At 39.4% G+C, this 21,827-nt stretch carries 24 protein-coding genes; 23 read left to right on the forward strand and 1 reads right to left on the reverse strand.

Translation table 11 applies throughout. The annotated features are described in order from the left end of the window. Genes hyfE through CDOM15925_RS00220 form a run of 8 tightly spaced genes read left to right on the forward strand, consistent with a single transcriptional unit; the run spans position 1 to position 6,862 of the window. A complete protein-coding gene (gene hyfE / locus CDOM15925_RS00185; protein ID WP_169939878.1) occupies positions 1 to 645 on the forward strand; it encodes a hydrogenase 4 membrane subunit in 645 nt (214 codons plus the stop codon). Between the two features lie 2 nt (positions 646 to 647). After that, positions 648 to 2,123 carry a hydrogenase 4 subunit F gene (locus CDOM15925_RS00190; protein ID WP_169939880.1) on the forward strand — a complete coding sequence of 492 codons (1,476 nt, stop codon included), beginning with the start codon at positions 648 to 650 and terminating at the stop codon, positions 2,121 to 2,123. A 1-nt stretch (position 2,124) separates the two neighbouring features. Next, the gene (locus tag CDOM15925_RS00195; protein WP_169939882.1) at positions 2,125 to 3,861 is read left to right on the forward strand and encodes a hydrogenase large subunit; all 1,737 of its coding nucleotides are present in this window, start codon (positions 2,125 to 2,127) and stop codon (positions 3,859 to 3,861) included. Further along, on the forward strand, positions 3,858 to 4,397 hold the full coding sequence (locus CDOM15925_RS00200; RefSeq protein ID WP_169939884.1) for a formate hydrogenlyase complex iron-sulfur subunit: 540 nt from the start codon (positions 3,858 to 3,860) through the stop codon (positions 4,395 to 4,397). The genes CDOM15925_RS00195 and CDOM15925_RS00200 overlap by 4 nt, the downstream gene beginning before the upstream one ends. After that, entirely contained in the window at positions 4,394 to 5,218 is an 825-nt protein-coding gene (locus tag CDOM15925_RS00205) for an NADH-quinone oxidoreductase subunit B family protein (RefSeq protein ID WP_169939886.1), read from the forward strand. The genes CDOM15925_RS00200 and CDOM15925_RS00205 overlap by 4 nt, the downstream gene beginning before the upstream one ends. After that, positions 5,215 to 5,559 carry a formate hydrogenlyase maturation HycH family protein gene (locus CDOM15925_RS00210; RefSeq protein WP_169939888.1) on the forward strand — a complete coding sequence of 115 codons (345 nt, stop codon included), beginning with the start codon at positions 5,215 to 5,217 and terminating at the stop codon, positions 5,557 to 5,559. The genes CDOM15925_RS00205 and CDOM15925_RS00210 overlap by 4 nt, the downstream gene beginning before the upstream one ends. Next, entirely contained in the window at positions 5,559 to 6,014 is a 456-nt protein-coding gene (locus tag CDOM15925_RS00215; protein WP_169939890.1) for a hydrogenase 3 maturation endopeptidase HyCI, read from the forward strand. The genes CDOM15925_RS00210 and CDOM15925_RS00215 overlap by 1 nt, the downstream gene beginning before the upstream one ends. Continuing rightward, positions 6,008 to 6,862 carry a formate/nitrite transporter family protein gene (locus CDOM15925_RS00220; RefSeq protein ID WP_169939892.1) on the forward strand — a complete coding sequence of 285 codons (855 nt, stop codon included), beginning with the start codon at positions 6,008 to 6,010 and terminating at the stop codon, positions 6,860 to 6,862. The genes CDOM15925_RS00215 and CDOM15925_RS00220 overlap by 7 nt, the downstream gene beginning before the upstream one ends. Positions 6,863 to 6,977: 115 nt before the next feature. Here the strand turns inward: CDOM15925_RS00220 and CDOM15925_RS00225 are convergent, their stop codons facing one another. Beyond that, a complete protein-coding gene (locus CDOM15925_RS00225) occupies positions 6,978 to 7,616 on the reverse strand; it encodes a Crp/Fnr family transcriptional regulator (protein ID WP_169939894.1) in 639 nt (212 codons plus the stop codon). Positions 7,617 to 8,021: 405 nt separating this feature from the next. Here CDOM15925_RS00225 and CDOM15925_RS10190 point away from each other — a divergent pair, with 405 nt between their 5' ends. The 15 genes from CDOM15925_RS10190 (at position 8,022) to CDOM15925_RS00305 (ending at position 21,821) form a co-directional block, all read left to right on the forward strand. Then, positions 8,022 to 10,265 (forward strand): molybdopterin oxidoreductase family protein, encoded by a 2,244-nt coding sequence (locus CDOM15925_RS10190; protein WP_349644294.1) that lies wholly within the window; start codon positions 8,022 to 8,024, stop codon positions 10,263 to 10,265. Between the two features lie 102 nt (positions 10,266 to 10,367). After that, positions 10,368 to 10,976, forward strand: a complete 609-nt coding sequence (gene ribE / locus CDOM15925_RS00240) for a riboflavin synthase (RefSeq protein WP_169939900.1) — start codon at positions 10,368 to 10,370, stop codon at positions 10,974 to 10,976. 8 nt (positions 10,977 to 10,984) lie between these two features. Beyond that, a complete protein-coding gene (gene pgeF, locus CDOM15925_RS00245) occupies positions 10,985 to 11,695 on the forward strand; it encodes a peptidoglycan editing factor PgeF (protein ID WP_169940316.1) in 711 nt (236 codons plus the stop codon). Between the two features lie 258 nt (positions 11,696 to 11,953). Next, positions 11,954 to 12,709: a DUF4198 domain-containing protein gene (locus tag CDOM15925_RS00250; protein WP_169939902.1), complete on the forward strand. Its 756-nt coding sequence runs from the start codon at positions 11,954 to 11,956 to the stop codon at positions 12,707 to 12,709. 104 nt (positions 12,710 to 12,813) lie between these two features. Next, positions 12,814 to 13,029, forward strand: coding sequence for an acetyltransferase (locus CDOM15925_RS00255; RefSeq protein ID WP_169939904.1), 216 nt, complete (start codon positions 12,814 to 12,816; stop codon positions 13,027 to 13,029). 4 nt (positions 13,030 to 13,033) lie between these two features. Further along, positions 13,034 to 13,633 (forward strand): tetratricopeptide repeat protein, encoded by a 600-nt coding sequence (locus tag CDOM15925_RS00260; RefSeq protein WP_169939906.1) that lies wholly within the window; start codon positions 13,034 to 13,036, stop codon positions 13,631 to 13,633. 74 nt (positions 13,634 to 13,707) lie between these two features. After that, complete coding sequence (locus CDOM15925_RS00265) at positions 13,708 to 14,430, forward strand: tetratricopeptide repeat protein (RefSeq protein WP_169939908.1); 723 nt, start codon at positions 13,708 to 13,710, stop codon at positions 14,428 to 14,430. A 79-nt stretch (positions 14,431 to 14,509) separates the two neighbouring features. After that, positions 14,510 to 15,649, forward strand: coding sequence for a beta-aspartyl-peptidase (gene iadA, locus CDOM15925_RS00270; RefSeq protein WP_169939910.1), 1,140 nt, complete (start codon positions 14,510 to 14,512; stop codon positions 15,647 to 15,649). A gap of 289 nt (positions 15,650 to 15,938) precedes the next feature. Then, entirely contained in the window at positions 15,939 to 16,733 is a 795-nt protein-coding gene (gene rpsB / locus CDOM15925_RS00275) for a 30S ribosomal protein S2 (RefSeq protein ID WP_169939912.1), read from the forward strand. After that, a complete protein-coding gene (tsf, locus tag CDOM15925_RS00280) occupies positions 16,733 to 17,797 on the forward strand; it encodes a translation elongation factor Ts (RefSeq protein ID WP_169939914.1) in 1,065 nt (354 codons plus the stop codon). Before rpsB ends, tsf begins: the two co-directional genes overlap by 1 nt. Positions 17,798 to 17,799: 2 nt before the next feature. Beyond that, complete coding sequence (locus tag CDOM15925_RS00285) at positions 17,800 to 18,447, forward strand: ABC transporter ATP-binding protein (protein ID WP_169939916.1); 648 nt, start codon at positions 17,800 to 17,802, stop codon at positions 18,445 to 18,447. Between the two features lie 341 nt (positions 18,448 to 18,788). Then, on the forward strand, positions 18,789 to 19,559 hold the full coding sequence (fliR, locus tag CDOM15925_RS00290) for a flagellar biosynthetic protein FliR (RefSeq protein WP_169939918.1): 771 nt from the start codon (positions 18,789 to 18,791) through the stop codon (positions 19,557 to 19,559). Between the two features lie 55 nt (positions 19,560 to 19,614). Continuing rightward, on the forward strand, positions 19,615 to 20,940 hold the full coding sequence (locus CDOM15925_RS00295) for a midas domain-containing protein (protein ID WP_169939920.1): 1,326 nt from the start codon (positions 19,615 to 19,617) through the stop codon (positions 20,938 to 20,940). 2 nt (positions 20,941 to 20,942) lie between these two features. Next, positions 20,943 to 21,554, forward strand: a complete 612-nt coding sequence (gene gmk / locus CDOM15925_RS00300) for a guanylate kinase (RefSeq protein ID WP_169939922.1) — start codon at positions 20,943 to 20,945, stop codon at positions 21,552 to 21,554. Positions 21,555 to 21,593: 39 nt separating this feature from the next. Continuing rightward, on the forward strand, positions 21,594 to 21,821 hold the full coding sequence (locus CDOM15925_RS00305) for a Sec-independent protein translocase subunit TatA/TatB (RefSeq protein WP_169939924.1): 228 nt from the start codon (positions 21,594 to 21,596) through the stop codon (positions 21,819 to 21,821). Positions 21,822 to 21,827: the final 6 nt, after the last annotated feature.

Genomic DNA, 21,827 nt, shown 5'->3' on the forward strand with positions numbered 1-21,827 from the left:
ATGCAAACTCTAGATATTTTAGCAATATGTATGATAGTAACATCTTTGGCTGTCTTCGGACTTAGAAATTTAAAAGCCTCGGTGGGCGTTTATGCAATCCAAACTTTGATATTAGTTAGCATCTTTTTCATGCTATCTTCTAAATTTAACGCTCCTCAGCTCTCAACTTGGGCGATAGTGGCATTTTTTACCAAGGTTTTATTTGTGCCTACTATTTTGTTTTGGCTCATTAAAAAGCTTGGAGTCGTATCTGAAGACGAGCCTGTAGCAGGGTTTTTCGTAAGTCCCGTTATAGCAATGGGTTTTAGTCTGGCGTGTTCTATGAGCATAAATCCTATCTTTTTGGAATTTTCGCTTATAAAAGATCAGATTATGCTGCTGGCTGCCGTATGCGTATTTATGATGGGAATTTTCGGCTTTATGCTTAGAAATTCTTTCGTAAAACAAATTTTAGCTTACTGCCTTTTTGAAAACGGCATACATCTAAGCTTGGCTCTTATGGCTTACAACTCTCACGAGCTTGTCGAGCTTGGAATTTTAACCGACGCGATATTTGCAGTAATCATAATGAGCGTTCTGGCTATTAGATTTTACAAGGCTTACGATAGTCTTGATACGTCTAAAGCTACGAATTTAAGGGGTTAAAGATGGATAGTTTAATTTTGATATTAATTTTACCGCTTATAGGAGCTTTGGTTTTGTTCTTATCTCCTAAAAACTATACGCTTCTTAGCACGGAGCATGCCGCAATATCGGGCGCAACATCTTTTGCGCTGCTTTATAACGTCTGTAAAGTGCTTAGCGACGGTACGTTTTTTAGCTATGATGAGTTTTTGTTTCTTGACGGTCTTGGTTGTGTATTTTTGATACTTATTGCGATAACCGGATTTTTAGTAAATTTATATTCCACTCAATATATGAAGTGGGAGCTTGAAGAGGGGCATATAAATTTAGAAGATCTTAGAAAATACTATGCGCTTTGCCATGTTTTCGTATTTACCATGACTTTAAGCGTTATTTGCAACAACATAGCCTTTATGTGGGCCGCTATCGAGGCTACAACGCTGGCTTCCGTTTTTTTGGTTGCTATCAACAAAGATCAAAAATCAACGGAGAGCGGCTATAAATACATAGTGCTTTGCTCTATCGGCTTAGCATTTGCTCTATATGCTACGGTTGTTTTATACTCGGCTACTTTCTCAAATGTAGGAAACGGCGAAGAGGCGATGCTTTGGACTACTATCATGAGTAATGCCAAGGAGTTAAATTCGGATGCCGCTAAATTGATATTTGTTTTGGCTCTTATCGGTTTTGGTACGAAAGCAGGTCTTGCTCCTACTCATACTTGGCTACCTGATGTTCACGCTCAAGGTCCTGCACCTATATCAGCGCTTCTTTCGGGCGTTCTTTTAAAATGCGCTATGCTTGCACTTTTAAGATACTACGCCGTTACCGCTAATGCTACGGGGTTTGAATTCGTGCAAGATATTATGCTGATTTCGGGCACTTTGACACTATTTATAGCAGGAATTTTCTTAGTTAGACAACACGACGTAAAAAGAATGTTTGCATACCACTCTATAGTTCATATGGGCGTTATAGCTTTTGCTTTGGGTATCGGAGGAGAACTTGGAATTTTTGCTGCGATCTTTCACTGCTTGGCTCATAGCTTTACAAAAGCGCTTGCGTTTTGTTCTACCGGAAATATAGCAAGAATTTACGGACACAAAGACATGAGCAAGATGGGCGGCATGATAAAGATAGCGCCTATTACTACGATAATGTTTGGCGCAGCGGTTTGCTCTTTGGTCGGAGTGCCTGCTTTTGCGATATTTGTTAGCGAATTTTTAGTTTTTAAAGGTGCGATAGTTACGGGTCAGTATTTTGCAGTTGCGCTATTTGCAATAGCCCTTGCCATCATCTTTATAGCCGACTTTTCGCACTTTAATATGGCAAGCTTTGGTGAGCCAAAAGGAGTGATCGTTCACAATAAAGAGATGAGTATGTTTGAAAATTTACCGCTTATCGGACTTTGTGCGCTTATTATCATCTTTGGCGTTTGGCATGTGGATAGCTTTTTCGCCTTGGTTGAAAGCGGCGTTAAAATAATAATGGGAGCTTAAGATGCGTGGAGATAAATTTATAGAAATTTTAAAAACTAAGGTCAAAATCCTTGAAGTAACAAGACAAGCCGAGGATCAGATCACTGTTTTGGTTGATAGAAACGATCTTCCGCTTGCGGTAAAAACGCTTTATTATGATATAGGCGGATTTATTTCTACTATGATACCAAATGACGAAAGAGCCATAAACGGAAATTTCGCGCTTTATTACGCTATTTCTATGGAGGGCTCAAAGATGACAGAGGCTGATGATTTTGCGCCCGAGGATAAGTGCTTTATCACCGTTAAGACCTTAATTCCGGGAAATGACCCGACATTTCCATCGGTTACTCCTTTGGTTCCGGCTTGCGTTTGGTATGAGCGTGAGGCTTATGATATGTTCGGTCTTATCGCAGAAGGACTTCCCGATAAGCGCAGGTTGGTTTTAAGCGATGATTGGCCCGATGGACTTCATCCTCTAAGAAAAGACGCTATGGACTATCGCTATAGACCAAATGCGGTAGCTCATCAAGATGAGCCGGAGGCGGAATTTTTATTTCCTAGCGGAGATAGCGTAGTGGATGTTCCGCTTGGTCCTCTTCACGTAACAAGCGATGAACCGGGTCACTTTAGGCTATTTTGCGACGGAGATGAGATAATAGATGCCGATTACCGCCTCTTTTATCAGCACAGAGGTATGGAAAAGCTTGCCGAAAACAGAATGAACTACGATCAAATGGGCTATCTTGCAGAACGCGTATGCGGAATTTGCGGATACGCTCACGCAATCGCTTGTATAGAAGCGGCAGAAAAGGCTATCCGTCTTGAAATTCCGCTTAGGGCTCAAGCTATTCGCGTGATATGCCTTGAGATAGAGCGTCTTCATAGCCATCTTTTAAATATCGGCTTAGCCTGCGAGGTTACGGGCAACTATAACGCATTTATGCATATCTTTAGAGTAAGGGAATACTCTATGGAGCTAGCTCAACTTGTAACGGGAGGTCGCAAGACATACGGAAACGTCATAATGGGCGGTTTAAGACGCGATATGACAAATAATGAGATCAAAAAAGCTATCGAGATAATAAACAATCTTGACGTTCAGATAACTGAAATTTGGGATGCGGTCATGGATGATAAGCGTCAGATAGGGCGCTGGAAGGGTGTGGGCGTACTTGATAAACAGGTTGCCAGAGACTTTAGCCCCGTTGGCCCAAATATGAGAGGTTCGGGCTTTAAGCGAGATAATCGATACGATCATCCTTACGATTTTTTTAATCAGCTTGAATTTGAAGTTGCTGTTGAGCACGGAGGAGATGTCTTTAGTAGAGAGGTTGTAAGATATAAAGAGCTAAAAAGCTCCATTCATATCATACGCCAATGCTTAGAGCTCATGCCTCAAACTCCTATTATGATAGATCCAAAAACCATGATCAAACCTGAAAATTTCGCTCTTGGTCATGATGAAGCTCCTAGAGGCGAAAATGTGCATTGGATCATGCAAGGAAGCGCTCAAAAGGTATTTCGCTGGAGATGTAGAGCGGCAACTTATAACAACTGGCCAAGCCTTAGATATCAGTTTAGAGGTAACACGATAGCCGACGCCGCGCTTATAGTCTGTTCGCTTGATCCGTGCTATTCATGTACCGAGCGTGTAACATTAGTCGATGTAAGAAGTAAGAAATCTAAAATTTTAACAGAAAAAGACCTTAAAAAATTCTGCCAATCAGGCGGGGTCAGTAAAAAGGATCTAAGATGATGAAACTCTTTGACATAACAGAGAAATACGGAAAAGCGACATATGCTTATCCGTTTGAACCGTATAAAGTTCATGAAAATTTCCGTGGTCAGCCACACTATACTTATGATCTTTGTGTAGGCTGTGCGGCTTGTGGAGTCGCTTGTCCAAGCAATGCCATAGAGATAAAGATGAACGAGAGTCAAGACAAGCTTATATGGCAGTTTGATTGCGCTAGATGTATATTTTGCGGACGCTGTGATGAGGTTTGCCCGACAGGAGCGGTAAGACTAAGCGATAGCTTTGAGCTGGCGGTTAAATTTGATAAAACCGCACTTATTCAAAGAGGAGAGCTTGAGGTTGAAAAATGCAAATGTTGCGGTAAGTCCTTTACCCCGAAAAGATTAATTAACTACAGCTACGAAAAGCTTGCCGGCGCAAATTTGCTTCCGGGAAGATTACAGGAAGCAAAAGAGTATCTTTATATCTGTCCTGAATGCAAAAAAGCCCAAGCGGTTACAAGATTAACCAAGGGCACAGAGGAGGCGATAAAATGAGTTTATATCAAGTTCCTGAAAATATAAAAACGGCAAACGATCTAACCGCAAAGCTGGAGCATCTTAAAAATATAAAAAGAAGCTTTAGCGTTTATAGGATAGATTGCGGAAGTTGCAACGGTTGCGAGATAGAAATTTTTGCAGCCATTACTCCTATGTGGGATCCTGAGAGGTTTGGCTTTAAACTGGTGGCAAATCCTCGTCATGCGGATATATTGGTCTGCTCAGGACCTGTTACCAGACAGATGTATTATCCTCTTCTTCGTGCTTATGAAGCTGCTCCCGATCCGAAGATAGTCGTGGCTTTTGGTGCGTGCGGAAGTAGTGGCGGTATATTTTATGACGCTTATAGCGTTTGGGGAGGAATTGACAAGATAATCCCCGTGGATGTGTATATCCCTGGCTGTCCGCCACATCCTGCAAGTGTGATTTACGGTCTTGGCATGGCTCTTGGCATAATCGATCAAAAGCTTCAAAGAAGAAGCTATGAGCAAGACAATACCTTGCCTCCGCCTGTTGAAAAGTCCGTTTTGGGCGATACTCTTTTTGAAAGAGATTTACAAGCCGAGTCAAAGAGGTTAATGAGCTATATCTTTGGTAGAACTCTTTTTGAAAAATATATGAGCGCTATTAAAACATCAACCGATGCAAAAAACCCAAAAGCGAGCAAAGAAGCCATCCTTGAAGCCATCAAGCATGAAGACGACCCAAGGTACGCTGAGTGCATGGCGCTGCTTCATAATGATGTTTATCTAAAATACGCAAAAGCGGATAGCGAATTTTCAATAGATGTTCAAAAAGAAATTTGGGATAAAAGATGATACAAATTTACAAACTCACAAAACGCCATATGGATGAAAACGAGAAGATGCCAAGAGAGCTTAAGGATATCAAAATTTTCTCTACATGCGTTGGTCATGGAGTCGGGACTATTGATTTCAGTGAGAAAATTTTAGAGTTTAGAGAAGATGAATTTGAAGAAATTCTAAGCAATTCGGGCGAATATGTAAAATTTAAAATCGGAAATTTAAGCAAGTATTTTGAAGTTGAAATTTTCCCTGAACATGCGGCTAGGCTCATCCCGCAGCTAGCAGAGGGTAAATTTAAAGAAATTTTACTTAATCTAAAAGAGGGATATCTTGTGCTTAGAAAGGATTTTTGATGAAAAAGGCTATTCTTTGTATAGGAAATCCGCTTCGCGGGGATGATGATGTGGGTAATGAGGTAGGACGAATAGTTGAAGAGAATTTAAAAGAGTGGAGGGTATTTTACGGGCAAGATGTGCCTGAGGATGAATTTGGTGCGATTAGAGAATTTGCGCCTGAAATTTTGATTGTCGTTGATGCGATGAGCGGCTTTAGCGAAGGCAAGATCGAGTTTTTTGATCTGAGCGACGAAAAGGACTATATCTATTCAACCCATAATTTGCCAACTCCCGTTCTTTTGAGCTATCTTCGCAAAATTTGTCCAAAAACGCTTTTTTTAGGCATTAGCGTGCTTCTTGAAAACGTCCTTGATTTTAAAGAAGGGATGAGCGAGACAGCTAAACAAAGCGCTAAAAAAGCTTATGAAAAAATTTTACAAATTGATTTGAATTTAAAGGAGACAGCATGTTAAATCCTGCGCAAACGGCTCAAGCCATATCAGGCTCAATGGAACACAAGGCTCACACTCCGCTCATAAGCGTCATATTTTTAGCTATTATGGCAGGAGCCGCGATAGCTATGGGTGATATATTTTGGGCTCATTCTACTGTCGGTATGGCTGAAAAGCAGTCAATCGGCATGGCAAATTTCATAGGCGGCATAACTTTTAGTTGCGGTCTTATGATGGTTGTTTTTTACGGAGGTCATCTTTTTACAAGTTCGGTTCTATCGGGAGTTAGCGCCTATGAGGGCAAGGTTAAGCCAAGTCAGGCGGTATTTTACTGGGCTGTTGTCTGGCTTTGTAATTTTGCGGGCGGAGCGCTGATTGCTTATATGTATTACTATTCGGGATTGCCTTTGAAATTTGACGGTTATATCTTGCAGCACTTTGTTCCTGCAGGCGTAGGTAAAGTAACCGCGCCTTTTCACGAGCTTTTCATAAGGGGCATTTTTTGTAACGTCTTTGTTTGTATGTCTATATGGACTGCAACATCAGAAAGTAATTTAGCAGGCAAATTTTTTGCCATTATGTGGATGATAGGTGCATTTGTGGCTTGTTCTATGGAGCACTGCGTGGCAAATATGTTTATCATAACAGAAGCGCTTATAGCCAAAGCTCACTATCTGGCTCAAGTAGGCGGAGATATGAGCGAGCTAGCCCACATGCTGCATACTAGCGTGGCCGGATTAAACGAGTTAAATTGGACGAATTTCTTGGTTAAAAATTTAGTTCCCGTAACTCTTGGAAATATCGTAGGAGGACTATTTTTCGTAGGACTTGTAGGATTTATGGCAAACAAATTTGATATGAAGGATTGATATTTGTTTGCTATTTTAAAATTTAGCTGCGAATTTAGGCTTTTTGGTTTTATCAAGAGGCCTAAATTCTCTTAGCCCGCTTTAAATTTAGATATCTGAAATTAGCTTTTAAAAATCAGTTTGTGTAGCTTTGTAATCTTTCATAATCTATAATCAAAAATTCGTGTGGAGTTATCTTTCTGATGACGTCTTCTTTGATCAGTTCGTTAAATGCCGTTGATGCGCTTTGTCTTTTAAGTCCGACAAACGAAGATAAAATTTTAACCGAAAAAGGCAAAAACACATATCTATATCCGTTTTGTTTTAGATCTTGTTCGTTTGCAAGCTCTATCAAAAAGCTTGATATGCGACCTTTTGCATCTTCAAACAATATCGATTTTATTATCTGTCTTTGCAATAAAGTTATGTTTAGCATTGTCTGATAAAGACCTTTTGTAAATTCGTGATTTTGCAGCATCTCTTCTATATTTTGAGTTTCTATGGAGTAAATTTCGCTATCTTCTAAAATTTCAATAGCGCAGGTGTCATCAAGTATGGTGATGTTGTTTTTTTGTAAGTGATATATGATAAATTCTTCTCCGTCTTCAAAAAACGATAGCTTTGCAGATCCGCTTTTAAAGATTATGATTTTTACGAAATCGCTATAAAGGATGCAGCCTTTTTTTAGGGTTTCGTGCTTAAATTTAGATAGCTCGGCCTTGCTTAGTATATCCATGGTTTGCGTTTCTAATAGGCCTAAACGAGATGTTTTCACTTTTTTCTCTGTTTGTAATAAATTTTTGTATTTTATCTTAATCAGATAAAACGCTTTATTAATCAAAACAGATTATCTGAAATATTCTTATTAATCAATATAAATATAAAATATAAAAGTTAATATATAAACTTAAGTAAATAGATTCTTTTTATATTTTAAAATTTTAAAGATACAACAAAATATTTAAAACATATACTTATATCTTATGTTGAAATATATCTAAACACTAAGTTAATTAAATACTAATATATCGTAAAATAAAGCAATATATAATATGCAAATTTAGCATATTACTTAAAATTTTTTTAAATAAAATAATTAATTTTAAAATTAAATTTATTTTTTTAGGAGTATAATATTTTTCGTATATAAATTTAATAATTTTAGAAAGGGGGAGTGAATATGCAAACCATTGTAAAAACCACCTGTCCATATTGCGGCACGGGTTGCGGTATTGATCTGATCGTTGAAAACGGCAGAATCACAGGTGCAAAGCCGACTGAAAAGCATCATGTAAATGACGGCGAACTTTGCTTAAAAGGTATGTTTGGCTGGGAGTTTGTAAATTCTCCAAAACGCTTAACGAAGCCTATGATCCGTAAAAGAAACGGGGTTTACGATAAGCACGGTGAGCTTGAAGAGGTAAGTTTTGACGAGGCTTATGAATTTATCGCCGATAAATTTAAGAGCACGGTTGAAAAATACGGTCCAAATTCGATAATGGGCTTTAGTTCCGCTCGCTCAAACAACGAAGATAACTATGTTTTTCAAAAATTCTTTCGCGCTCAAGGAAGCAACAACGTAGATCACTGCGCTCGTCTTTGACACGCTCCGACTGTGGCAGGTCTTGCCAGTACACTTGGAAACGGAACGATGACAAACGATTTAGTTGAATTTGCTACCGATACCGATGTGTTTTTGCTAATAGGCACGAACACGAGCGAGTGCCATCCGATCATAGCGATGCAGATGCAAAGAGGCTTGGAGCGCGGTGCTAAAATGATAGTAATTGATCCAAAACGCACCGATATGGCAAAAAAAGCCGATATATACATGCAAATTCCGATCGGATCAAATATAAAAACGCTAAATACGATGATAAATTTAATCATAAATGAAAATTTATGCGATGATGAATTTATCAAAAACTATACTCACGGTTTTGAGTACTTAAAAGAAGCCGTTAAGGACTTCACGCCGGAGCGATACGAGGCTGAAACGGGAGTTAAAAAAGAGCTTATTATACAGGCTGCCAGAATGTATGCCAAAGCCGATGCGGCAGCGATTTGTTATACTATGGGCATTACTCAGTTTACCGACGGCACATCAAATGTATTTTCTTTATCAAATTTGGCTCTTATAACAGGAAATTTAGGTAAAAAAGGTGCAGGAGTAAATCCGCTTCGCGGGCAAAATAACGTTCAGGGAGCTTGTGATATGGGTGCACTTCCAAACGTCATCCCAGCAGGTGCCGTAAACAGCGAGTATGCACAAGAGCAAGCGCGTAAAATTTGGCATTTTGAGCTAAATCCAACTCCGGGAATTAAGCTAACGCAAGCTCCTGAAAAGATGGATAGCGGCGAGCTTAAGCTGCTTTATGTATTTGGTGAAAATCCTGTGATGAGCGACCCTTGGACGGAGCACTTTGTGCATGCGGTTCATCATCTTGACTGCTTTATCGTGCAGGATTTGTTCCTAACCGAAAGCGCTCAAAAAGCCGATGTGGTCTTGCCAGCAGCAGGTTGGGGCGAAAAAGACGGAACGTTTATCAACACCTCTCGCAGGGTTCAGCGAACAAGAAAAGCAAGCGAGCCTATAAGCGGAGTTGAACCTGACTGGAAGGTGGTTTGCAATATCGCTAATCGCATGGGGCTTGAGGGCTTTAAATTTAACGACGCGGAGCAAATTTGGAACGAACTGCGTGAGCTTATGCCTAAATTTTTTGGCGGTATAAGCTACTATAGGCTTGAAAAACTCGGCGGTATAAGCTGGCCTTGTCCTGATGAAGAGCATGCGGGAACGCCTGATCTTTACACCGATAAAAAATCCATGCTTCCTGACGGCAAATTTCGCCTTGTGCCGGTGCTTTACGTAGATGATAAAGCAAGTCGCGCAAAGGCTGAAGCGGAATTTAGACAAAAATTTGATATCCCTAGCGATTATCCGGTGGGAAGTGGCGCACTTAGCGAAATTCCGGATGAGGTTTATCCTTGTCTTTTCACCACGGGAAGAAAGGTATATCACTATCATACGGGAACTATGACTAGAGAGTGCCCTGCGCTTGAGTATGGAGCAGGCATGGAGGGCGCGCTTATAGAAGTAAGCCCCGATATAGCTAGAGAGCGCGAGCTTGATGAAGGATGTTACGCTCTTGTAGAAAACAAACGAGGCAAGATAGCCGCAAAACTTCGCATAAACCCCGATCTGAAAGATGGAACTATATTTACGACGTTTCATTATAGCGAGGCGGATGGAAACGAGCTTGCAAACGCAGATGATCCGGATCCGCTATCAGGGATCACTCCACTTAAGATGACGATAGCAAATATCAAAAAATTAAGCGAGAGCGAATTTATTGATTTCAGAGAGAAAAACGAGATGAGTATGCACTCTGAAACCCCTTATTTATCGGTTAGACGATATTAAATTCTTAGGCTCTAAATTTTAGAGCCTACTTCTTATCTTTTGTAAATAAGCTTGCTGTGAGTAGAAATTTAGTAAAATTTTTAAAAATTTAAAGGCTAAATTATGTTTAACGGACTTATTCGCGAGATAGCCGAGGTTGTTAGCTACTCTCAAAACAAGCTTAGACTAAAGGCGAAACATAGACCAAATCTAGGCGATAGTATCGCGGTAAACGGCGCTTGCTTAAGCGTGATAGAGCTTTTTAGCGATGGCTTTAGCGTGGAGCTAAGTGCGGAAACCAGAGCCGTTATAGCGACTGAAAATTTAAAAGGGCGGGTTCATATGGAGCCTGCTATGAGGCTTAGCGATAGAGTGGATGGGCATTTGGTGCAAGGTCATATCGATGCGCTAGGCGAAATTTCAAAGATAGTTAGGCATGAAAACGGAGTGGATTTTTATATAAATTTGCCGCGAGATATCATGCACTTAATGGCAAATAAGGGCAGTATCTGCGTGGATGGAGTAAGCCTTACGATAAATGAGGTTACGCCAAACGGAGTGCGCCTAACGATCATTCCTATAACGTTTCGCGAGAGCCTTTTTAGCGAGTTTAAAATAGGCCGAAGAGTAAATATCGAAAGCGATCTTTTAGCGCGCTACGTGGCTCACCAGCTTGGCTTTAAAAAGCAGATGAGTTGGGAAGAGATAGATCATATCGCAAGTCTTTATTAAGAGTCTTTATGCAAGATGTCGGTGTAAATTTAGTATTTGATGATGAGCGTTTTTACGGCGGATTTACTAGCAAATTTGGCGGAGTGAGCGTAGGGGATTATGAAGGCTTAAATTTAGGCGATCATGTAGGAGACGAGGCTAAAAACGTGGCTAAAAATCGCAAAATTTTAGCGAATTTGCTTGGTGTGGAGATAAGAAATCTAAAATTCATGCGTCAAATTCACTCAAACCGAGTAGAAGTAATTAGAAATTTAGATGATGAAATAGCGCCTTGCGACGGCATAATCACAAATTTAAAAGGCGTTGCGCTTTGCGTTTTGGTGGCTGACTGCTCGCCTATTTTGATTGTGGATGAAGTGCGTGAGGTTGTGGCTGCTATCCATGCGGGAAGAGCGGGAACCGTAAGTAAGATTTGCACCAATACCGTAAATTTAATGAAGCGCGAATTTGGGTGCAGCGAGCAAAATTTAAGCGTTTTTGTTGGACCAAATATCAAAGGCGGTTGTTATGATATAAGCGGGCTTGATCTTGGCGAGTTTAATAGATACAAAAACGATGGGAAATTTTATATAAACGCCGCTTTGGCTGATGAATTTAGTGAACTTGGCGTAAAGAGCGTAAAATTTGATGAAATTTGCACGCATTGCGATGAGAGGTATTTTTCTTATCGTAGAGAGCGAGTTACGGGAAGATTTGCCGGTTTTATTATGACAAGATAGCGATTAAGCTTAGCTGCTTGATTATTGATCAGATATTGCTTATTAAATTTAAATACGCAAATTTGTAGAATTATTAATAAGCTTTGCAAGGTAAGGAATTTTAAGCTTTTTATTCTATTTTTCTATTTTATTCTTAAATTTTGTTGTATTTCTCATTTAAAATTATTATTTAATTTTTTAGCCCAAAAAACTTGATTTTAATTATCAGTTATGTTATACTCAACCTGTCCAATCTTAAAATTTCACAAGGAGATAGTAATGAAGAAGATATTAACTTCTTTAGTCGTAGCAGGTGCGTTAAGCGGTGCTTTTGCACATGATTTTTGGGTAACGGGTAAAAATGCGGACAAATTTAGCGCAGATATAGGCTATGGACACGGTTTTCCTATGCCTGAAAAGATCGAAGATAAGCGTGTAGGACTGTTTGATCCGCTATATATCGTGGATAAAAGCGGTGCTAAAACCGTTTTAAAGCAAGCCGGCGAAAACTATCACTATGAGGGCGAAAAGCTCAAAAAAGGCTCTTATGTGCTGGCGGGCGACTATAAACCTACATTTTGGTCAAAAGATAAGGACGGCAAGTGGCATCAAGACGGACATAAAGAAAATGTAAAAAACGTTGAATCTTGCGGATTTCACGCTAGAACGGCTAAAAGCATAATCGTAGAAGGCGATCAAGTGGAGGACTTCATCTATAAGCCGATAGGTCAGATCGTAGAAATCGTGCCTCTAAGCGATGTTACGAAGATCAAGGTTGATACTCCTTTTAAATTGCAATTTTTCGCTAACGGCAAACCTGCGAAAGTGGCTAAGGTTACGGGCGTGATTGAGGGATTTCCTGAGGGTAAATATACATTTTTTGGCACGACCGACCTTCAAGGGGTGATCGAAGTTATAGCTATCAAAGAGGGAAATTGGCTATTTCAAGCCAAGCACGAGACGGCTTACGCAGATCCTAAAAAATGCGACAAAGAAGAGCTTGACGCTAGCCTTGTAATAAAAGTAAATAAATAATCTTACTTACCGATCGGACTGGTTCCGATCGCCTCTTTTTGCTTTGATAATTCAGTTTTGTTGTTTTATAATTTTATTTTTTAAGATACTTCAAGGACTGCATAATGGGATATGAAGCATTTGCGCCTAAGGATTTAAGAGTGGTAAAAATAATTCAAAACGCCAAGAAATTTGGAGTGGAAAGACTTCAAAACGAAGCTTTGGTAAAGGAATTCTTAAACCGCGAGCAAATTTCATTAAGCGAAGATGAGCGCGAAAATATAAGACAAATTTTTATAAATTTGATGAAGATTGAAGAGGAAGTGCAATTAAGCGGGTGAGATAATGAAAAAGATAGCTTTGATTGTTTTATTAGCCTTTACTCTTTTTGGCGCGCAGCTGCAAGAAGCGCAAAGACTCTTTCGCATAGGAGATGAAAAAGCCGCGATAGAAATTCTAACAAAGTCTTGCGATAGCGGGCTTTTAGACTCTTGTATTATGCTTGGGAATTTTTACTTTTCAAACGATAAGCTTAAGCATGAAAATGCCGTGAAGTTATATCAAAAAGCCTGCGAAGGTGGAAATTTACTAGGCTGTGATAGACTTGCGGGCGCTTATTATGAGGGCAGAGGGGTTAAGCAAGACTTCGCGTTTGCTGCGAAATTTGCCATGCAAGCTTGTGATGGCGAGATCTCGTATAGCTGCATAGTCTTAGCGAATTTGCACTACTACGGAAACGGTGTCATAAAAGATCATGTGCAGGCGCTTAAATTTTACGAGCGGGCATGCGAGCTTGAGACGGCTTCAAGCTGCGTTATGGCGGCAAAGATGCATGAAAAAGGCGAGGGTGCGCCAAAAGACATACAAAAATCGCTTCTTTATCACGAAAGAGCATGCGCTCTTGGAGCTAAATCAAGCTGCGATAAGGCTCAAAATCTAAAATAAACGATAAATTTAATCCACTAAAAAGAGATGATTTGTTAATATCACGTCCTTAAAATTTCACACAAAGGACAAATTTGAAAAAGATTATTTGCATGATGGTTTGTGCAGGAGCGCTTTTTGCCTCGACTTTAAATAAAGCCGATGATGCTTATGTAGAGGGCAGATACGAAGAGGCGGCGAAGCTTTATGAGAAGGCTTGCGATGAGGGCGATATGCAGGGATGTTATAACCTTGGCGCCATGTATGAAAACGAAAGAGGCGTTAAATACGACATGCAAAAGGCTGTAAGCCTCTATGAGAAAGCTTGCAACGGCGATAATGTCTATGGCTGTTATAACCTTGCTATGGTTTATAGCGATTTGAAGGATTACGCAAAGGCTGTTACGCTTCTAACGAAAGCTTGCGGTGGCGAAGACGGCATGGCGTGCTTTAACTTAGGCGTGTTTAACTTCAAAGGCGAAGGCATAAAAGAAGATAAAAAAGTAGGCAATGAATTTTTTAAAAAAGCTTGCGAATACGGCACTCCTGAAGGTTGCTACGAGCTTGCGCGCTCTTATGTAAGAGGGCAAGGGATTGAGCTAAATTTCAAAAGAGCCGAAGAGTTTCACGCTAAAGCCTGCGAGATGCATCACGCAAGAGGCTGTTATAACGTAGGTGCGCTAAATACAAATTCGAAGGCCAAAGCTCACATGAAGCAAGATAGAGAAAAGGCTAAGGAGTTTTTTAAGCAAGGCTGTGATCTAGGCGATGAGCAAAGCTGTGAAAATTTGATGTTTATGGAGCTTGGAAAGCTTTGATTTAATTTTGCATAAAGGCTAAAATTTCTTTAAATTTGCTAAAATAAAAAATCTACATTTGAAATTTAAAGGAGTTAGCATGCTACTACTTAAAAATGCAAATTTATTTACCCCTGAGCATGTCGGAGATAGCGATGTGCTTGTCGGTGGAGGTAAAATTTTAGCTATCGGCAAGGGGCTTGATTTTCGCTGTGAAAACCTTGAAACTTATGATCTTAAAGGCAAAATTTTAGCTCCCGGACTAATCGATCAGCACGTCCATATCACGGGTGGAGGAGGCGAAGCGGGATATCACTCAAGAACTCCTGAAATTAAGTTAAGCGAGATCGTAAAGCATGGTATCACGACTGTCGTTGGAGTTTTAGGCACTGATGGCTGTACCAGAAGTCTTGAAAATCTTTACTCCAAAGCAAAAGCGCTTGAATTTGAAGGAATTTCGACATTTATCCATACAGGTTCATACGCTACGCCGACTGTTACTTTTACGGGAAGTATTACTAAAGACTTAGTGCTAATCGATAAAGTTAGAGGCGTTAAAATCGCAATGTCGGATAACAGAAGCAGTTATCCGACCGATGAAGAGCTTATCAAGATCCTAACTCAGATAAGAATAGGTGGCATGATATCTAAAAAGGGCGGCGTGATGCATATGCATATGGGCGGACTATCCAGCAAGCTTGATGCAGTGTTTAGGATACTAAAAGACTGCGAATTTCTTGTTCAGTACTTCTCTCCGACACATTGTGCCAGAACAAAAGATCTCTTTGATGAGTGCTTGAAACTACAAAAGATGGGCGGATTTTTTGATATCACAAGCGGCGGAAGTCAGTTTGCTCCGCTTCATGAGGTGATCGCTTACGGCATCGAAAAGGGCTTGAAACTAGACATGATGACGATGAGCTCTGATGGCAACGGAAGCGTGCCTAAATTTGATGAAAGTGGCGCTCTGGTCGGATACGGATGTGCAAGTTGCAGCGCAAATTTAGACGTACTAAGAGATGTGGTTAAAAACAAAATTTTAACTCACACACAGGCTTTTGCTTTGATGGGAAAAAACGTGGCTAAATTTTTAAATTTAGAGGGCAAGGGCGAGATCAAAGTCGGATTTGACGCTGACTTTACAAGCTTTGATGAAGATATGAGCGTTCAAGATGTAATCGCAAAAGGCGAGTTTTGCGTGAAAGATAAAGAGATTGTTAAAAAAGGATTTTTCGAGTGATTTTATTGCGACCGTGATAGTAAATTTGCGATTGTGTTTGAAATTTATAGGCTCTAGTTTAATGTGCTGGGGCCTGTAAATTTTGATAATTAAAATTTACTAAGAATTTTGCTTTTAACCAAAGCCTATTCATAAAATTTAGCTTAATTTTATCTTGCTTTCAGTATAATCCAAGCTTCAATTCACACACACCAATCCTAAAATTTGGTTGCGACAGGTGCAAATTTGTCGTTAATGGGTGTGGAGGAGAAACCTAAATTTCGCTCGATAGAGCACAAGGAGAACCAATATGGTAACAATGAGAGATTTGCTAGAGTGCGGCGTTCATTTTGGACACCAAACACGCAGATGGAATCCAAAGATGAAAAAATTCATTTTTGGCGAGAGAAAAGGTATCTACATTATAGATCTACAAAAAACTATCCGCTACTTCCGCTACACATACAACATCGTTCGTGATGCAGCGGCAGAGGGCAAAACTATCCTTTTTGTCGGAACAAAAAAACAAGCCGGTCAAACAGTTGGCGAATATGCTGAAAAATGCGGAATGCCATACGTAAATCACCGCTGGCTTGGCGGTATGATGACAAACTTCGGAACAATCCGCCAAAGCATACGCAAGCTTGAAGTTATCGAAGCTATGGAAGAGGATGGCTCAATCAATCTTCTAACCAAAAAAGAAGCTTTGATGCTAAGAAGAAAAAAAGAGAAGCTTGTAGCCTACCTTGGCGGAATTAGAAATATGAAAACTCCACCTGATATGATCTTTGTTATCGATACAGTTAAAGAAAAAATAGCAGTCCAAGAAGCAAACAGACTAAAAATCCCTGTAGTTGCACCAATCGATACAAACTGCGATCCTGACGTAATCGACTATCCAATTCCAGGGAACGACGATGCTATCCGCTCGGTGCAACTTTTCTGCCAAGAGATGGCTGAGGCTATCATCGAAGGACGCTCACAACTTGAAAAAGACGGCGGCGTAGCCGAAGAAGGTAAAGAAGAGGTTACTCAAGATGAGAAAGATGCTGTGCTAGAAGAGGCATTTAGCGAAGAAGAATTTGAAGCGGAGGATGAAGAATAATGGAAATAACCGCACAAATGGTAAAAGAGCTTCGTGAAGCAACCGGAGCTGGGATGATGGATTGTAAAAAGGCTTTAGCCGAAGCTAACGGCGATATGGAAAAAGCCGTAGATATACTTCGCGAAAAAGGTCTTGGACAAGCCGCTAAAAAAGCCGACAGACTTGCAAGCGAGGGTCTTGTAACGGTTGAAGTATGCGAACACTGCAAGAAAGCAACTATCACGGAGATAAATTCAGAAACCGATTTCGTTGCCAAAAACGTTCAGTTTCAAAACCTCACAAAAGACACTACCGCTCATATCCAAGCAAACTCTATCTCTAGCGTAGAAAGCCTCAATGAGAGCGTTATAAACGGTGTTAAATTTGAAGATTATTTCAAGGGTCAAATCGCTACAATCGGCGAAAATTTGGTAGTAAGACGCTTTGAGACGGTTAAAGTAGATGACAACGGCGTAGTAAACGGATATGTGCATTCAAACGGACGTGTCGGCGTTATTATTGCTGCAGCTTGCGATAGCGCTCAAACAGCTCAAAAAGCAGAGGATTTCATAAGAAATTTATGTATGCATGCAGCCGCTATGAAGCCAAGCGTGATAAGCTACAAAGATCTTGATAGAGAATTTGTCGAAAAAGAATTTATCGCTCTTAAAGCTGAGCTTGAAAAAGACAATGAAGAGCTGGTTCGCCTTGGCAAACCGCTTCACCACATCCCAAGTTACGCAAGTAGGTTACAACTTACCGATGATGTGATAGCAAAAGCCGAAGACGCGATAAAAGAAGAGTTAAAAGCTGAAGGTAAGCCTGAGAAAATTTGGGATAAAATCATACCTGGCAAGATCGAAAGATTTTTTGCTGACAATACCGTACTAGATCAAAGACTTACTCTTTTAGGCCAATTTTACGTAATGGATGATAAGAAAACTGTTGAGCAAGTAATAACTGAAAAGAGCAAAGAGCTTGGCGGTAAAATCGAGATCGTAAAATACGTTAGATTTGAGCTTGGCGAAGGCTTGGAGAAGAAAAACGAAGATTTTGCGGCGGAAGTTGCGGCGCAAATGGCTTAAAAATGGAAATTTTAAAGGGCGTAGATCTTAGCTTTGCGTATGATTATACGCTCTTTGAAAATGTCAATATATCTTTAAATTCCCGCGAAAGCTCGGCAATTTTAGGCGTAAGCGGATGCGGGAAATCAACTATACTTCATATACTTTCAACACTGCTTAAGCCTAAAACAGGCGAGGTTTTTTATAAAGGCAAGTCGCTTTATGATCTCTCTTCAAACGAACTTTTGCAGATTCGCAGACTTGATTTCGGAATTATTTTTCAAGCGCACTATCTGTTTAAAGGCTTTAACGCAAGGGAAAATATCGAACTTGCAGGAATTTTATCGGGTCAAAATATAGATGAAAATATCCTCGAAAATTTAAAAATCAAAGAAGTTTTAAATCAAAAAGTAGGCGAATTGAGCGGAGGGCAGCAGCAGCGCGTGAGTATCGCTAGAGTGCTATGTAAAAAGCCAAAAATAATATTTGCCGACGAGCCTACCGGAAATTTAGACAAACAAACTGCAAATGACGTAATGCAAACTCTTTTTGAGTATATCAAGACAAACGATGCCGCACTTGTGCTAGTAACTCACGATAACGACTTAGCCGCAAAGTGCGATAATCAATATAGGCTTGACAACAAAGAGCTAGCAAAAATTTCCATTTAGTATATTCTTTTATCTATATATTGTTTTTGTATATATAAGCCATAAACGCTCAAATTTCATATAAATTTTTAAAATCAAAAGTCAAAGAGTAAGCCCATATTTCTTATTAAATGTCGTAAAGGCCTTTAATTTCGGTCTATTTTAGCGCTTAAACAAATAACTCGTAGTCTTACTTTAAGGTGGTCTCAAGCCTAAGATTATAAAAATACTTTAACAAAGTAGAAACTATAAAGCAGTTTTTAGGCTCAAAATAGGGCTTAAATCTCTTGTTGCAAATTTAAAATTTCAAGCCAAAACAAAGTAAAATTTTGTAAAATAGATAAAAATTTTAAAAGAGCGGTATGGAGATAGTTCAATTTTTCGGCACCGATAGAGTGATAACCTTTATGCTGTTATTTGCCAGATTAAGCGGGCTTATGGTGTTTTTCCCGTTTTTTGGACACTCTCAAATTCCAATTTCTGCAAAAACCGCTTTAACGTTTTTTCTAACGATTTTTTTATTTCCCGTAGCAAGCGTTAAAAACGGCGAAATTTACTATCTTGCAGTTGAAATTTTAAGCGAACTTATGCTCGGACTTTGTGCAGGACTGCTTGTAACCATCGTATTTGGCATACTTCAGCTTGCCGGCGAGCAAATTTCTATGGTTATGGGATTTTCTATGGCTAGTGTGCTTGATCCTCAGACAGGCATAAACTCGCCCGTGATGTCAAATATCATAAATTTTCTTGCCTTGATGACGTTCTTGGCATTTGACGGACATCATCTTTTGTTGCTATTTTTCGCAAATTCACTCACTCATATACCGCTTGGCGAATTTTACCCAAGCGCAAATATAGTCCACTACACTTCAAAATCCATGATAAATCTCTTTATGTTCGGTTTTATCATGTCGTTTCCTATCCTTGCGCTTTCCTTGCTGTCTGATCTTATCTTTGGGATGCTTATGAAAACCATGCCGCAGTTTAACCTGCTAGTCGTAGGCTATCCTATCAAAATAGTTATAGGCTTTGTCGTGCTTATAGCTATTTTAACGGGTATGATGGAGCTTTTTAGTGAGCTTATGCTTAGAGTGATAAACGACATGCCCTCTTTGTTTTTTAAACTAAGCTAAGAGTAATCAAAAATATCTTAAAATACCTTCTTAAGGTTTTTTCAAAGGAGTCTTCATGAAAGTCGCGCTTGTTAATAACAATCCCGCAGTTTCCCGCTTGGCTACGCTTAGTTTAAGCAAAATGGGTTGCGAATATGTCGAGGTTGCAAGTTTAGACATGCTTGATAGCGGACTTTTTGACGTGCTCATTATTGATAGCGACACTCAGATAGAGGATGTTGATTTAAAAAACCTTGCAGATAAAATTTTATACCTTGCTTCAAAGAACTCACCTGAATTTGCCGGTGCAGATAAAGTCTTATTTAAGCCTTTTTTACCGACGGAATTCGTATCTGTGATGGAAAAATTAAGCCCAAAAGAAGAAGAGCTAAGTGAGATTGAAGAATTTAAAGATACTCAGGAATTCGTAGCGCCTCTTGAAGAGAGCGAATTTATAGATGAGTTTGACGATAAGATGTTTGATGATGATCTGCCTGAGATTGATGAGGTGCAAGATAAAGAATTTGCTCTTGATGATTTGGATTTGGGTTCTGAATTCCATGAAGATGGCTTTGATGAACCGAATTTAAAAGATGATGAACTAACTAAGCAGCTAAGCGAGCTTGTAAAATCAATTGATGATATGCCTAAAGAAGTTGCCGAGGATGAGAACTTAAGTCAAACAGAAGATGAAGCTATGCAGGCTGAAATGCTAGCCCGCGAAGAGGAGTTGTTAAAAGAATTTGACTTTAGCGATGAGCCTTTAAAGCAAGATGAAGAGGACAAAGCAGAGCCTAAAGAGGAAAAATTCGACGAGTTAATGAGCGAGCTTACTTCACCTTCGTATGACGAAGAGCTTGATGTGATAGAAAGCATTAAAAACGATATAGACGAGATAGAAAATTTAGATGCTAAATTTGAAGAAGAGCTGCAAGAAGAGTTTGAGCAGTTTAGTGTCAATAAAGAATCTTTAGATGAAACCGCAAAAGAGGATATACAAAATTTCGCTCAAAAGCTTGAGTTGCCTGATGAATTTGACAGTGAATTAGATGATGAAAAATTTGATATTACAAACGAAGTGGAATTTGAGATAAAAGAGCAAGAAGAGTTCGTTGCGACCAAAGATGAAGAGGCTTCTAGCAAAGCGGAAATTGAAGATTTTAAAATTTATCAATCTGACGGATCGGATTATGAAAATATCGATCAGATAAGCGAAACCGAGATCAAACGAGCTCTTGAAGAAAGCAACGAAGAAGCGGTGCAAATAAACCAAACAGATGTAAAAAACGAACTAACTCATAAAATCACCGAGCATATCGCTACTTCGCTAAGCGTAAGCTCTATAAAAGACGCGCTAAAAGGCATGAATATAAAGATAAATATAACGTTTGAGGAAAAGTGAATTTGAAAGGACAAATTTTAATCATCAGCGGTCCAAGCGGAAGCGGTAAAAGCACTCTTTTAAACAGGCTTTTGGCTGAAGAGAGCAATTTATATTTTTCTATTTCATCTACCACTAGAAAGATAAGAGATGGTGAAAAAGACGGAGTGAATTATTACTATATAAGCGAAGATGAGTTTAAGAAGGGTATTGAAGAGGGAAGCTTTTTAGAATGGGCAAATGTTCATAAAAACTATTACGGAACTTCTCTAAAACCTGTTCTTGCGGCATTAAATGAGGGCAAAATAGTCGTGTTTGACGTTGATGTTCAGGGGTTTCATTTAACCAAAGAGAAATTTGCAAATTTGATCACCTCCGTTTTTATCACGACAACGGATAAAAAAGAACTTAGACGTAGGCTTGAAGGCAGGGGAACCGATACTGCCGAAATGATAGAAAATCGCCTTATGAACGCAGCCGGCGAGATGGAGCACATCTTGGAGTATGACTATTTGCTTATTAATGATGATGTAGAAAAAAGTTATGAAAATTTAAGAGCGATTTTAAAATCAATGAAGCTAAAAAGTGCGAATATAAATTTGCGTCAAACCATTAATAATTGGATAGATTGCTAAAATTTATGATAAGATTACGAAAAATTTAAAGGAGAGAAAATGGGTCCAAGCGTCCAACAACTACTTATAATACTTCTTATAGTCGTATTGCTATTTGGTGCAAAGAAGATACCTGAACTTGCAAAGGGACTTGGTAAGGGCATAAAAAGCTTTAAATCAGAGATGGAAAGTGACGATAAAAAAGCTGAAAATATAGAAAAAGTCGAAGAGAAAAAAGAAGATACGCTAACCGCTACTAAGGCTGACGAGACAACTAAGAACGCCTGAGGATAA

Source organism: Campylobacter sp. RM15925 (genome assembly GCF_012978775.1).
Taxonomy (GTDB): Bacteria; Campylobacterota; Campylobacteria; order Campylobacterales; family Campylobacteraceae; genus Campylobacter_A; species Campylobacter_A canis.